Here is a 13,097-nt window from a genome sequence, read left to right on the forward strand (position 1 = left end):
ACTAATTGAATTAGTTCCAGTTTTCATCAAATCCCATGTCTTCGAAGCTATCGTCGCCATCAAACATATCGAAGTCTTCTTCATCATAATCGTCTTCATGTTCGCCATATAAGTCTTCCTCATTGAAATCGGCACCTCTAAATCCGCTTGTTGTAGCTTCATCTGGTAAAACACCGTGAGAAAATAATAAAGTAGGGTAATCTACATCGTCTTTTTTCTCTTCAACAGCTCCTAATTCTACAAAGAATGTCCACATTGAGAAGAAATCATATACGTAAACGATTTTAGTATTTTGCTCATGTACTAAATCTTCAATTTTATATTCGGCCATCGTTTTAATTTCACCAGGAACATCACCCGTATCAAACATCGGAATTCCGTCTTCTTCATGCCAAGCCCAATCGTCTGAACAAGTAAAAAAAGATCCTGTTTCTGTTCCGTCAAAACCGAAAGCATTAACTAAAGCATTGTGTAAATCTTCAAGTGTATTGTCACTTTCTATAGCAATATCTCTAAAAATATCGTCTTCAGCATCAAGAATTGCTCTAAACTTGTAAATCATAATTTGTAATTTTAAGGTGCAAAAGTAAGTAATATTTAAAAGGTTTTTTACTCAAAAACACGATTGTTGATAAATAGTTTTATCGTATAGGAATCAATAATTTAAATTTTAGTTTTCGCTATTTTTTCATGCATTTCCTTAATTAAACCTAAAGAAGCACTACTGTACCAAACCGTTAAATCGGCTTCAAAAATTTTAGCTTGAACTGCTGGATCAGAGTTTACTAGCTTTTCGGCTTCTTCAATGGTACTGCAATTGAAAATAAAAATTCCTCTATAGTTTTTATCGTTCTTCATAAATGGTCCCGCAACAACTAATTTATTTTCATCGGCCAATTTATTAATATTTGCCATGTGACCTTCAAAAAGTTTTTTTCTTTCTTCTGGAGTTGCCGTTGTATTTGAACCCGTTTTTAAAATGCAAAACACATAGGTTTTCATGCCGTATTCATCAGCGCCTAATTTTTTAGCTAATTCTTCATCGTAACTACTTTTTTCTTGTGAAAAACCTAAAGTACTCAGACTTATAAATAATGCAAATGCTATAATTTTCTTCATAATTTCCAATATTTAAAAGTATAAAGATACTCGATTTACAATTCAGATGCAAAAATCAACAATTGGGTAATTCCTTTTTTCTTTCCAACTACTTTCGAAGCAACTTTGTGGTATCAAATTATATAAAATGAAAAGTATCGTATTTTTTTTAATGTTTAGTGTCGGATTAATGGCACAAACTACAATTTCAGGAAAAGTGGTTGATAAATCGGATAAACCAATTGTAGGCGTTAATGTGTTTATTGAAGGAAGTTATGATGGCGCTTTAACGGATGATAAAGGTGAATTTACATTTACAACTTCAGAAAAAGGAACGCAAACGTTGAAATTTACTAAAGTAGGTTTAGATGACCGTTTAGAAATTATTGAAATTGAAAATTATAGGTATCGAATTTTTAATTTGATGAAAAATAAAAACAATATTGAAGCGGTTACCATTACTGCAGGGACTATAAAAGCGGGCGATAATAGTAAAGTTTCCACTTTAAAAGCATTGGATATTGTTACAACTGCTGGTTCTATGGGTGATATTGTTTCTGCATTGGAAACTATGCCAGGAGTACAGTCGGTTGGTGAAAGTGGCCGTTTATTTGTTCGTGGTGGAGAAGCGGGTGAAACACAAACGTATGTTGATGGCATTCGAGTAGCTCAGCCATATGGTGTGAGTCCCGCTAATGTGCCAACCAGAACCCGATTTTCTCCATTTTTATTTAAAGGAATTACTTTTTCTACTGGTGGTTATAGTGCCGAATTTGGCGATGCTTTATCGAGTGTATTATTGTTGAATACTATTGATGATCCTGCTCAAAATCAAACGGATGTTTCTATAATGACAGTCGGAGTAGGTTTAGGAAAATCGAAAAAATGGAATAAAAGTTCAGTAACCTTTAATACGAGTTATATCAATTTAAAACCATATTATTTCTTAGTACCACAAAGCTTAGATTGGAATAAAGCGCCGGAAACTTTTGGTGGTGAAATGGTATATAGAACAAAAATTAAAAATGGATTATTCAAATGGTATGCAGCTTTAGATCATTCATCAATGGATATCAATCAAAAGGATGTTAATTATGCTGAAAAAGTAAACTTTAAGCAAAACAATACCAATTTCTATAGTAATTCTTCATTTAAAGGGAAACTTACAGATAATTTACAATTACAAACGGGATTGAGTTATGGTTATTCAATTAATAAAATAGGAATTAATGCAGATAAATTAAATAATGATGAAAACGCTTTACATTACAAATTGAAATTGCGTCAATCGTTTGGAAGTGTTTTTAAATGGAATGCTGGTAGCGAATATTTTTATATGAAATTCAATGAGAAATATACTGAATTTACTCAAAATCCATTTGCTTATGGTTATGAAAACAATACAATTGCTTTCTTTTCAGAAGCTGAATTATATTTTTCAAACAAATTAGCTTTTAATATCGGTTTACGTTCTTCTAAATCAACTTTAATGGAAGATTTTACTTTGGAACCACGACTATCGATGGCTTATAAATTGTCTGAAAACTCACAAATTTCTGTCGCTTATGGAAATTTCAATCAAATGCCTAATCAAGATTATTTAAAATTTACTACGAAATTAGATTACGAAAAAACAAATCATTATATTTTTAATTATTTATACAATAAAAATGGAAAGATGTTACGTTTGGAAGGATATTTTAAAGATTATAACAACTTGATAAAATACGATACGAATTCTTCATTTTATAACTCCAATTTTACTAATAATGGATTTGGTTATGCTAAAGGAATTGATGTGTTTTGGAGAGATAATAAATCGGTTAAATATTTAGACTATTGGATTTCGTATTCATATATCGATACAGAAAGAAATTTTAAAAATTATACGAGTCAAGTTACACCAAGTTTTGTGGCTAATCATAATTTTTCAATCGTAACGAAATATTGGATTAATACATTGAAATCGCAATTAAGTACCACGTACTCTTTTAATTCTGGAAGACCGTACAATAATCCGAATCAATCCGAATTTATGAGCGAGAAAACAAAATCGTATAATAATTTCAGTTTAAGTTGGTCGTACTTACTTTCACAACAAAAAATATTATTCTTTTCAGTTTCAAATGTGTTAGGTGCTGATAATATTTTTGGATATCAATATGCAAATTCGGCGGATAGTAATGGTGTTTTTCAACGACAAGCGATAACTCAACCTGCGAGCAGATTTTTCTTTGTTGGTTTCTTTTGGACAATTTCCGACAATAAAAAAACAAATCAATTGGATAATCTTTAATTTAATGGTTTATTGTTGGAAGTTAATTGTTGACTGAAGCTGTAACGCTGAGCTTGTCGAAGTGTTAAAGCTAAAATTTAGTTTATAGTTTTGATCAATATTGCATCGAAAACATTTATGATGTAATAATTAAAAATGTAACAATTATTGCATTAAAAAGTATTTGATTTTATATTTTTGCCACACAAAATTAAAATAAACAACCATGTCAAACGAAATAGAAAGAGTAAAATGTCTTATTATAGGTTCTGGTCCTGCGGGTTATACTGCAGCAATTTATGCAGCTAGAGCCAACATGAATCCAGTTTTATACCAAGGAACACAACCAGGAGGTCAATTAACTACAACTAATGAAGTAGAAAATTTCCCTGGATATCCTGATGGTGTTACTGGACCAGAAATGATGGTACAATTACAAAGTCAAGCTCAACGCTTCGGAACTGATGTTCGTGATGGTTGGGCAACTAAAGTTGATTTTAGTGCAGAACCACATAAAGTTTGGATTAACGATACAAAAGAAATTCATGCCGATACAGTAATTATTTCTACTGGAGCTGCTGCAAAATATTTAGGTTTACCTTCAGAACAACATTATTTACAAACAGGTGGTGGAGTTTCTGCTTGTGCGGTTTGTGACGGATTTTTCTATAGAAATCAGGAAGTTGTTATTGTTGGAGCAGGAGATAGTGCTTGTGAAGAAGCACATTATTTGTCTAAATTATGTAAAAAAGTTACGATGTTAGTGCGTACAGATAAATTTAGAGCTTCTAAAATTATGGCTGAGCGTGTTCAAAAAACAGAAAACATTGAAATTTTATTAAATACTTCTACGGTTGAGGTTTTAGGTGATGGTCAGGTTGTTAATGCTGTTAGAGTGAAGAATAATGTAACAGGTGCAGAACATGATATTCCTGCAACTGGTTTCTTCGTAGCTATTGGTCATAAACCAAATACAGATATTTTTGCCGACTACTTAACTTTAGACGAAACAGGTTATATTGTTAATGAACCAGGAACTGCTAAAACTAACGTTCCAGGAGTATTTGTTGGTGGAGATGCTGCCGATCATGTATACAGACAAGCTATTACTGCTGCTGGAACAGGATGTATGGCTGCTTTAGATGCAGAAAGATATTTAGCAAGTAAACACTAAAATAAGTTTATATAAGTTGAAAAATCGGAATTTATTTTCCGATTTTTTTTGCTTATCGTCTTTAATGGCTCGATTTTTGAGGCAATATTAAAAAAAATCTAAAAAATAGATTTATAATACGAATGAAAAAACTTTTACCCATATTTCTCTTATTACTTCTTACAAGTTGTTCGCAACAACTAGTGTTTGAAAGAAAGCAATACAATTCATCCTATCAGAATAATATGGCTTCAGGATATAATTCTGCCAATATTAAAATGGAAGTTGTAGAAGCTAAAAATGACGAGAATATTAATAAAATAATTTTTGAAAATATTAAAGAACTTTCGGTTTTTATTGAAAACGAAAACTTAAATATTAAAAACTACGATCAATTAACTAAAGGCTTTGTTTCTACTTATAAAAAAGCTAAAAATGAAGTTCCGAATAGCAGTGTAAAAAGTTGGGAATTCCAATTAGAATCTAATGTTGAATACGAAACAGAAGAATTTGTAAACATTGGAATTAATTATTTTTCATCTTATGGTGATAAAGACGGATTTGGTGGAAAAAGATCATTGATATTTAATAAAATAACAGGGAATCAGTTAAAAAATAAAGATATTTTTTCAAATCTTCCAGTAGTAGAAAAAATTGTTGAGAATAAATTTAGAACCAAATACAAAGTAAAAAATAATCTGTCGTTAAACGATCAAGGGTATTGTTTTGAAAACAATAAGTTCTATCTAACTAATAATGTGTTTTTTACGATTGAAGGAATTACCTTTTTATACAACATCAATGAAATTTCATCGTACGAAAAAGGTACTTTTGAAGTACATTTCACATACGATGAATTAGATAAGTATTTGATGATTAAATAAAACGTTTGATTTTCATCATAAATCCTAAATGAATGCCTTCGTGGTAATTATTAAATTCAATTGCATCGTTTAAATTCTGCAACGAAAATCCCGTTTTGGTTTCATAAGGAGTATATTCCTTAAAAATTCCCTTTTCATAATCTGAAATGGTTTGATTCATGGTTGAAATCAATAAGTTTTTAATTTCGTCAACTTCTTCTTGAGTTGTGTTTCCTGTTGGAACAGAGCCATTTTGGTATTTAGCCGTCATTTCATCTGATACATATCTAGGTAAACCAGATAATCGGTATACTAATCCTTGTTGTGAAACGATAATATGGCCAATATTCCAAATTAAATTATTGCTCATTCCTTCCGGAATTTTATTCAATTGCTCTAAAGAATAATTTTCCAAGAATTTCAAATACGTAGCTCTACTTGTTTTCCAAATATTAAAAGTTGCGTTCATAATTGTTTATTTGTTTCCGTAAATTTATTATAAAAAAATAACTTTCATACCTTTGCGCTTTTAAATTTATTATGCGAAAAATATATTACTTAGCTTCTTGCGATACGTGTAGAAAAATAATAAAGTCGTTACCACAATCGGCAAATTTAGAATTCCACGATATTCGTCAGAATCCCATAACTATTGAAGAATTAGAATTGATGCATAAACTTGCTGGAAGTTACGAAGCTCTTTTCAGTAGAAAAGCACAATTGTATAAGGAAAAAGGATTAAAAAATCTGACTTTAACAGAAGAAGACTTTAAAAACTATATCTTAGATCATTATACCTTTTTAAGCCGACCAGTTGTGATTTTAGACAATGAAATCTTTATTGGAAATAGTCAGCCTAATATTTTAAAATTGCAAAAAGCATTGAATAATGAATAGTCGTGCTTGGGCTTTAGTTTGCGCTTGGATTGTAGCAATTATTTACGGAGTAACGTTCACTATTGCTAAAGATGTAATGCCAAAGTATATTGATGCTTTCGGATTTATTGTTTTACGTGTTGGTGGAGCTACATTGTTATTTTGGTTGTTTTCCTTTCTCGGACCGAAAGAAAAAATTGCTAAAAAAGATTTTCTTCGAATTGCTGTTTGTGCTTTTTTTGGAGTAGCTTTTAACATGCTTACTTTTTTCAAAGGATTAAGTTATACGTCGCCAATTATGGGAGCCGTTTTAATGGTAACTACGCCAATGATTGTACTAATTCTTTCTTCTATTTTGATGAAAGAAAAAATGAAGTCGAAGAAAGTATTAGGAATCCTTTTAGGGTTAGCCGGAACGGTAACCTTAATTTTATACGGGAAAGCTTTAAGTAATGCTTCTAATGCCACTTTAGGAAATTTATTGGTATTTGTAAATGCTGTTTCTTATGGTTTTTACTTAATTTTCGTAAAGAAATTAATGGATCGATACAATGCGTTTACGTTTGTGAAATACATTTATTTATTCGGTTTCTTTATGGTTTTACCTTTCGGGTTTAATGAATTGAAAGTAGTAAACTGGAACGAAATTCCGTTGGAAATTGGACTGAAAATTGGCTTTGTAGTAGTGTTTTCTACCTTTTTAACCTATTTGTTAAATTTGGTTTCGATGCGTAATTTAAAACCAACTACTGTTGCCGTTTTCATTTATTTACAACCGTTTTTCGCAACTGTATTTGCTATTTATTTGGAAAAGGATAATTTGAATATGGTTAAGATAGTTTCGGCTTTATTGATATTTGTGGGAGTTTATTTGGTAATTATGAAAGAATCAAATAAAAAAAATCAAGTAAAAAGTATCAATTCTTCTGAGAACTAACAACTAAACACTGAACACTTTTTCCTATATTTACACTCTTTTATAAAAATATATGATATTATCAATGACTGGCTTTGGTAAAGCAAGTTTGCAATTACCAACCAAAAAAATTACCGTTGAAGTAAAATCGTTGAACAGTAAGGGGCTCGACTTAAACACTCGTATGCCTTCTGTTTATAGAGAAAATGAATTAACATTAAGAAATCTTTTAGCTCAAAAGTTAGAAAGAGGTAAAGTCGATTTTTCTTTATTTGTTGAGGTAACTGGAGAAGAAACTTCTTCAAAAATTAATGCGCCAATTGTAAAAGCATATATTTCTCAAATGAAGGAAATATTACCCAATGCAGATGAAACGGAATTAATGAAAATGGCTGTTCGTATGCCAGACGCATTAAAAACGGAGCGTGAAGAAATTGATGAAAATGAATGGAAACAAATTCAAGAAGTAATTGATGAAGCTATTGAAAATATGTTGTCATTTCGTGTTTCTGAAGGAGCTTCTTTAGAAAAAGAATTTACATTACGTATTGAAAATATTAGAAATTTTATGAATCAGGCGTTGGCTTTAGATCCAGAACGAATTGCTAATATTAAAGAACGATTACAAACGGCTATAGACGAATTAAAAGTTAATGTAGATACCAATCGTTTCGAACAAGAATTGATTTATTATTTAGAGAAATTAGATATTACAGAAGAAAAAGTTCGTTTAACCAATCATTTAGATTATTTCTTGCAAACCTTACAAGGTAATGAAGCTAACGGTAGAAAATTAGGATTTATTACTCAAGAAATGGGTAGAGAAATCAATACTATGGGTTCAAAATCAAATCATGCCGAAATGCAAAAATTGGTGGTGATGATGAAAGACGAATTGGAAAAAATAAAAGAACAAGTACTTAACGTATTATAAAATTCCTGCAAGGTTTCCGAAACCTTAAAGGTATGAAATTAATTATATGAGGAAAGATTGCTTCGTTCCTCGCAATGACACAACACAATGAACAAAGGAAAATTATTAGTATTCTCAGCGCCTTCAGGTTCGGGAAAAACCACTATAGTAAGACATTTATTAAAACAAGAAGATTTAAATTTAGAATTCTCTATTTCTTGCACTACTCGTGCGCCTAGAGGTGAAGAAGTAAATGGCAAAGATTATTATTTTATTTCTTGGGACGAATTCAAACAACATATTAAAGCTGAAGATTTCGTAGAATGGGAAGAAGTGTATACAGACAATTTCTACGGAACGTTGAAAACAGAAGTAGAACGTATTTGGGCTCAAGGTAAACATGTAATTTTCGATATTGATGTAGCAGGTGGATTACGTATTAAAAGAAAATTCCCAGAAGAAACCTTAGCAGTTTTTGTAAAACCACCAAGTGTAGACGAATTAAAACGTCGTTTGAAAGAGCGTTCTACAGAAAGTGATGATAAAATCAACATGCGTATTGCTAAAGCACACGTTGAATTAGCTACCGCACCACAGTTTGATACGATTATTAAAAATTACGATTTAGATACAGCTAAAGAAGAAGCCTATCAATTGGTGAAAGAATTTATTAATAAATAGTTATTACGCAGAGATTCACAAACCTTCACAAAGAGCCACAAAATTTTTATTTTTTGCGAAACTTTGTTAAAAACTTTGCGAAACTCTGTGGAAGAAAAACAAACAATGAAAATAGGTTTATATTTCGGAACATTTAATCCCATTCATATTGGGCATTTAATTATTGCCAATCATATGGCAGAGCATTCTGATTTGGATCAAATTTGGATGGTGGTTACGCCACACAATCCGCATAAACAAAAAAACACTTTGTTAGATGATTACCATCGTTTACACATGGTACATTTGGCAACAGAAGATTTCCCGAAAATTAAACCTTCAGATGTAGAATTCAAATTACCACAACCGAATTTTACAATCAATACATTAGTGCATTTACAAGAGAAACATCCTAATTACGAATTCTCTTTAATTATGGGTGAAGACAATTTAAATTCACTTCATAAATGGAAAAACTACGAAGTGATTTTACAACATCATCATATATACGTATATCCACGTTTAAACTCAGGTGAAATGGACGAGCAATTTGTCAATCATCCCAAAATTCACAGAGTAGGCGCACCAGTAGTAGAATTATCCTCGACTTTCATTCGCGAAAGCATTAAAAACAATAAAAATGTCATCCCAATGTTGCCTCACAAAGTTTGGGAATATGTAGAGCATAATTTGTTTTATAAGAAGTAATTCATGATTAATCAAGAAATTGAAAATCTGATAGAAAGTCAGCCTAAACAAAAAAATATGTTAATCGATTTTTTATTTGATTCACCATATTTCGTTAGGTCTAAAGAATATGGTTCTTTCATTGAAAAATATAAGGAAGAAATTATATTTAATAATAAAGAATCCAACAAATTTATTTATGTAGTATTTGGTTTTATAACTTTTATTTTTGGATTACGAGCTATTGAAGATGTTTTCAGTAGATATATTGCCTTTGGTTTACTACTTTTTTTGATACTTTTTACTTGGTATAATAAAACAAGAAAATTAGAAGAAATTAAAATCTCTGAAGAAGGAATTGAAATTCATAAAACCAAATATTATTGGGATCAAATTTATGATTATGGATTTACAATAGTGCCAAGAAACAAAACATCTGATTATTATTTGGAAATTTTCACATCAAACGGAGTAAAATTGAGTTTTGGTTTATATAATTATATCAATCCCGAAAGAATTATTGAAACTATGAATTTTTTTAGGAATAGATATAATTCTAATTTAAATAATTAAAATGAAATTTAAAGCTAGGGTATTTATACCAAGAAAATTAAATTATTGGAAAAGAAATACTTTGTCTGAAAAAATATCCGATTTTAGTGGATTGTTTTTATTAATAGTTGCATTGATATATTATCTTTTTTTAAGAAATATAAATAGTGAATCGTTGATAATTAAAATTTTTGGAATTACAATTTTTTTGCCAATTTTTGGATTATTGATATCTAGTTTTATTCGTTTTAAGGAATATGAAATTGCAAAAGGTGATTTAATCAATAGTATTTCATTCGAAAATAAAGGAATTCAAATTTTAGATAAATTGTATTTATTTTCAGAAATTCAAAATTTACGAATTAGTTATGGAAATGTAGTTGGTGATTCAACAAATAACTCTAAATACGGGCCAATGTTTTCAATTGGTGTAAATAATTATGTGGAATTTACTTTTGAAAATAAAAAAATAAGAACTTATTTTCAAATTCAATCAAGATCTCAAATTGAAGCTATAAAAGAAGATTTGTATCATTATGTGATCCATGAAGTTTTTCCATTTAAAGCTAAAAACCTAAGTTTTGTGGATAGTCAGTATCATCATTATACAGATTACAAGAACTTTATCGAAAAAATGAAAAGAGAAGGGAAATTATCTTAACATTCCTTTATCATTTGTACATACAAACATTTAGTAACTTTGTGCTTCTAAATAAAATGTACTATGTTAAACTTCGAATTATACAATCCGACCAATTATGTTTTTGGTCAAAATCAAATAGAAAAATTAGCCTCTTTAGTTCCTGCCAATGCGAAAATCATGTTGGCTTATGGTGGTGGAAGTATTTTTAAAAACGGTGTTCATGCTCAAGTTACTGAAAACTTAAAAGGTTTTGAGGTGATAGAGTTTGGTGGAATAGAACCGAATCCGCGTTTTGAAACGTTAATGAAAGCTGTTGAAATTATTCGTACCGAGAAAATCAATTTTATTTTAGCCGTTGGTGGCGGTAGTGTAATTGATGGTGTGAAATTTATTTCTGGAGCAGTAAATTACGAAGGCGATGCAGTTGATATTCTTAAAAAGAGAATCCTGTTTAAAGATGTTTCGAAAGTGATTCCTTTTGGAACGGTTTTAACGTTACCAGCAACAGGTTCTGAAATGAATTCGGGTGCAGTAATTACAATTGATGCCACACATGAAAAACTAACGTTAGGTGGAAGTGCATTGTTTCCTCAATTTTCTATTTGTGATCCAACGGTAATTCAATCGTTACCAAAAAGACAAATTCAAAATGGAGTAGTAGATGCTTTCACACATGTTTTAGAACAATATTTAACGTTTCCACAAGATGCATTATTACAAGACCGTATTTCAGAAGGTATTTTACAAACCTTAGTAGAAATTGGTCCGAAAGTAGTAGAAAACCCAACCGATTACAAATTAGCATCTAACTTTATGTGGTGTGCAACTATGGCATTAAACGGATTAATCCAAAAAGGTGTAGCTTCCGATTGGGCAACTCACATGATTGGGCACGAGTTAACTGCATTATACGAAATTGATCATGCCAGAACATTGGCTATTATTGGTCCGAATTTATATCGCGTAATGTTCGAAACCAAAAAAGAAAAACTGGCTCAATTTGGAGAAAGAGTGTTTCAAGTTTCAGGAAATACAATTGAAGAAAAAGCACAAAACGCTATTTCAAAATTAGTAGCATTCTTAGAAGAAATGGGAATGGAAACTAAATTATCTCAAGCTACAACAAATTACGAAGATACCGCTAATTTTATTGTCAATCGTTTTGAAGAAAGAGGTTGGAAAGCAATGGGAGAAAAACAAAACATCACATTAGAGAAAGTGAGAGAAATTGTAGAATTGAGTTATTAGATAAGTGTTTTAAAATAGTTTTTTAAATAGATTTTCGTCAGTTCGAGTGTACCAATGTAATTGGGATGTATCGAGAATTAGAAAATTTTTTAAAACTATTCTCGATACATTCTGATTCATTCTTCATCAGAACACTCAAACTGAGGTTTTAAAAATTCATTAAAGACTCACCATAAAATAAAAAAGCGTCGGAGAAAAAATTCTACCGACGCTTTTACTAACAAACTAAACTACTAACTATTTTTTAAATTCCAAATTTGTTTTGGTTCTTGAAGCTGCATTTCTCATTATTGGAATGAAACCTCTACCAACAAATTCATATGTTGTGCCACTTGATAAGTGATATAATCTTATTCTTCCATCGTTTAATACTGTGATATTAAATCCTTCATAATCATTTGTGTTATAATATAGATTTAATTTTTTAGTATAATAATTACCAGGAACATTTTGAATGTTGTAGTTTCCTGTATAATCCCAATAAATATTATTCAAATTACTTATCATATAATCTTGAGATGAACGAAACGTGTCGTTACTTCCAATTACAAATTTTAAGTAGTTTTCCGCATCAAATACATTCGGAGTTCCAGTAGAACTTGTGTACACTTTTTCCCAAGCTACATATTCTTGTAAGAAGTAATGCATGTTATCGTAAAACACTCTATCATAATCAAAAGAACTTCTTTGGTAGCCAATCAAATAGTATGCCGTATTTTGATAATGGTCAATTAATTTGATTTCATTAGGCGCAATTTGAACTACTTCAAGCTCATAAAATCCATTTATATTATGATGAAAACGAATAGTATGATAGGTAAAATCGTAATAGCCAATATTAACACCATATCCACCGCCTGTACTACCAATCCCTACTAAATTGTTATTAGCATATAAATTTCCATTTAGAAAAGACATGGTAAAAGCTTTTGATAAAAACGGAACATCACCATTTCCAGTTGTTCTGTTGTAATCTATGTACCATAAATCGTAACCTTCTATTAATTCTGGTAAAGTAACTTCATCATGGTAATCGTTTATAAATACATCTGTTGTACAAGATGATAAGCTTAATGCTGCAATAAACGTAACGAATAGTAATTTTAAAGTTTTCATAGGCTTAATATTTTGGTTTCTTAGTTTATTTCAATAGCCGTGCCAAAAAATGGCTATTCACAAGTCGTTAACAAAAACACGATTTTTATTATGAAGT

Annotated in this window: 15 protein-coding genes; 11 read left to right on the forward strand and 4 right to left on the reverse strand. The window is 30.4% G+C overall.

Features of this window, described 5'->3' with window-relative positions:
• Positions 1 to 10: 10 nt before the first annotated feature.
• Complete coding sequence (locus BMY86_RS10760) at positions 11 to 562, reverse strand: IS1096 element passenger TnpR family protein (protein ID WP_091468998.1); 552 nt, start codon at positions 560 to 562, stop codon at positions 11 to 13.
• Positions 563 to 663: 101 nt separating this feature from the next.
• Positions 664 to 1,119, reverse strand: a complete 456-nt coding sequence (locus BMY86_RS10765) for a YciI family protein (protein WP_091469001.1) — start codon at positions 1,117 to 1,119, stop codon at positions 664 to 666.
• A gap of 127 nt (positions 1,120 to 1,246) precedes the next feature.
• Between BMY86_RS10765 and BMY86_RS10770 the strand changes: the two genes are divergently transcribed.
• From BMY86_RS10770 to BMY86_RS10780, 3 genes are all read left to right on the forward strand, one after another.
• Positions 1,247 to 3,394 (forward strand): TonB-dependent receptor, encoded by a 2,148-nt coding sequence (locus BMY86_RS10770; protein WP_091469004.1) that lies wholly within the window; start codon positions 1,247 to 1,249, stop codon positions 3,392 to 3,394.
• Between the two features lie 205 nt (positions 3,395 to 3,599).
• The gene (trxB, locus tag BMY86_RS10775; protein WP_091469007.1) at positions 3,600 to 4,547 is read left to right on the forward strand and encodes a thioredoxin-disulfide reductase; all 948 of its coding nucleotides are present in this window, start codon (positions 3,600 to 3,602) and stop codon (positions 4,545 to 4,547) included.
• Positions 4,548 to 4,669: 122 nt separating this feature from the next.
• Positions 4,670 to 5,410, forward strand: a complete 741-nt coding sequence (locus BMY86_RS10780; protein ID WP_143065649.1) for an RsiV family protein — start codon at positions 4,670 to 4,672, stop codon at positions 5,408 to 5,410.
• Here BMY86_RS10780 and BMY86_RS10785 read toward each other — a convergent pair.
• Positions 5,403 to 5,858: a DinB family protein gene (locus BMY86_RS10785; RefSeq protein ID WP_091469013.1), complete on the reverse strand. Its 456-nt coding sequence runs from the start codon at positions 5,856 to 5,858 to the stop codon at positions 5,403 to 5,405. The genes BMY86_RS10780 and BMY86_RS10785 overlap by 8 nt on opposite strands.
• A 71-nt stretch (positions 5,859 to 5,929) precedes the next feature.
• On the opposite strand from BMY86_RS10785, the gene BMY86_RS10790 reads away from it, so the two are divergent.
• From BMY86_RS10790 to BMY86_RS10825, 8 genes are all read left to right on the forward strand, one after another.
• Complete coding sequence (locus BMY86_RS10790) at positions 5,930 to 6,286, forward strand: arsenate reductase family protein (protein WP_091469016.1); 357 nt, start codon at positions 5,930 to 5,932, stop codon at positions 6,284 to 6,286.
• Positions 6,279 to 7,202, forward strand: coding sequence for a DMT family transporter (locus tag BMY86_RS10795; protein ID WP_091469020.1), 924 nt, complete (start codon positions 6,279 to 6,281; stop codon positions 7,200 to 7,202). The genes BMY86_RS10790 and BMY86_RS10795 overlap by 8 nt, the downstream gene beginning before the upstream one ends.
• 52 nt (positions 7,203 to 7,254) lie before the next feature.
• Entirely contained in the window at positions 7,255 to 8,115 is an 861-nt protein-coding gene (locus BMY86_RS10800; protein ID WP_091469023.1) for a YicC/YloC family endoribonuclease, read from the forward strand.
• A gap of 87 nt (positions 8,116 to 8,202) precedes the next feature.
• Positions 8,203 to 8,775, forward strand: coding sequence for a guanylate kinase (gene gmk / locus BMY86_RS10805; RefSeq protein WP_091469026.1), 573 nt, complete (start codon positions 8,203 to 8,205; stop codon positions 8,773 to 8,775).
• A 105-nt stretch (positions 8,776 to 8,880) separates the two neighbouring features.
• The gene (gene nadD / locus BMY86_RS10810; protein ID WP_091469193.1) at positions 8,881 to 9,462 is read left to right on the forward strand and encodes a nicotinate (nicotinamide) nucleotide adenylyltransferase; all 582 of its coding nucleotides are present in this window, start codon (positions 8,881 to 8,883) and stop codon (positions 9,460 to 9,462) included.
• Between the two features lie 3 nt (positions 9,463 to 9,465).
• Positions 9,466 to 10,014: a hypothetical protein gene (locus tag BMY86_RS10815; protein ID WP_091469030.1), complete on the forward strand. Its 549-nt coding sequence runs from the start codon at positions 9,466 to 9,468 to the stop codon at positions 10,012 to 10,014.
• Between the two features lies 1 nt (position 10,015).
• Complete coding sequence (locus BMY86_RS10820) at positions 10,016 to 10,654, forward strand: hypothetical protein (RefSeq protein ID WP_091469034.1); 639 nt, start codon at positions 10,016 to 10,018, stop codon at positions 10,652 to 10,654.
• A 63-nt stretch (positions 10,655 to 10,717) separates the two neighbouring features.
• Entirely contained in the window at positions 10,718 to 11,884 is a 1,167-nt protein-coding gene (locus tag BMY86_RS10825; RefSeq protein ID WP_091469037.1) for an iron-containing alcohol dehydrogenase, read from the forward strand.
• 237 nt (positions 11,885 to 12,121) lie between these two features.
• Here BMY86_RS10825 and BMY86_RS10830 read toward each other — a convergent pair whose 3' ends face one another.
• Positions 12,122 to 13,000, reverse strand: coding sequence for a nicotinic acid mononucleotide adenyltransferase (locus BMY86_RS10830; protein WP_091469040.1), 879 nt, complete (start codon positions 12,998 to 13,000; stop codon positions 12,122 to 12,124).
• Positions 13,001 to 13,097 lie beyond the last annotated feature (97 nt).

Source organism: Flavobacterium urocaniciphilum, assembly GCF_900110615.1.
GTDB lineage: Bacteria > Bacteroidota > Bacteroidia > Flavobacteriales > Flavobacteriaceae > Flavobacterium > Flavobacterium urocaniciphilum.

Excerpts from the sequence above, each read along its gene's own strand:
- BMY86_RS10760 (WP_091468998.1), bottom strand. The coding sequence starts at position 562 with ATGATTTACAAGTTTAGAGCAATTCTTGATGCTGAAGACGATATTTTT.
- BMY86_RS10765 (WP_091469001.1), bottom strand. The coding sequence starts at position 1,119 with ATGAAGAAAATTATAGCATTTGCATTATTTATAAGTCTGAGTACTTTA.
- BMY86_RS10770 (WP_091469004.1), top strand. The coding sequence starts at position 1,247 with ATGAAAAGTATCGTATTTTTTTTAATGTTTAGTGTCGGATTAATGGCA.
- trxB (WP_091469007.1), top strand. The coding sequence starts at position 3,600 with ATGTCAAACGAAATAGAAAGAGTAAAATGTCTTATTATAGGTTCTGGT.
- BMY86_RS10780 (WP_143065649.1), top strand. The coding sequence starts at position 4,670 with ATGAAAAAACTTTTACCCATATTTCTCTTATTACTTCTTACAAGTTGT.
- BMY86_RS10785 (WP_091469013.1), bottom strand. The coding sequence starts at position 5,858 with ATGAACGCAACTTTTAATATTTGGAAAACAAGTAGAGCTACGTATTTG.
- BMY86_RS10790 (WP_091469016.1), top strand. The coding sequence starts at position 5,930 with ATGCGAAAAATATATTACTTAGCTTCTTGCGATACGTGTAGAAAAATA.
- BMY86_RS10795 (WP_091469020.1), top strand. The coding sequence starts at position 6,279 with ATGAATAGTCGTGCTTGGGCTTTAGTTTGCGCTTGGATTGTAGCAATT.
- BMY86_RS10800 (WP_091469023.1), top strand. The coding sequence starts at position 7,255 with ATGATATTATCAATGACTGGCTTTGGTAAAGCAAGTTTGCAATTACCA.
- gmk (WP_091469026.1), top strand. The coding sequence starts at position 8,203 with ATGAACAAAGGAAAATTATTAGTATTCTCAGCGCCTTCAGGTTCGGGA.
- nadD (WP_091469193.1), top strand. The coding sequence starts at position 8,881 with ATGAAAATAGGTTTATATTTCGGAACATTTAATCCCATTCATATTGGG.
- BMY86_RS10815 (WP_091469030.1), top strand. The coding sequence starts at position 9,466 with ATGATTAATCAAGAAATTGAAAATCTGATAGAAAGTCAGCCTAAACAA.
- BMY86_RS10820 (WP_091469034.1), top strand. The coding sequence starts at position 10,016 with ATGAAATTTAAAGCTAGGGTATTTATACCAAGAAAATTAAATTATTGG.
- BMY86_RS10825 (WP_091469037.1), top strand. The coding sequence starts at position 10,718 with ATGTTAAACTTCGAATTATACAATCCGACCAATTATGTTTTTGGTCAA.
- BMY86_RS10830 (WP_091469040.1), bottom strand. The coding sequence starts at position 13,000 with ATGAAAACTTTAAAATTACTATTCGTTACGTTTATTGCAGCATTAAGC.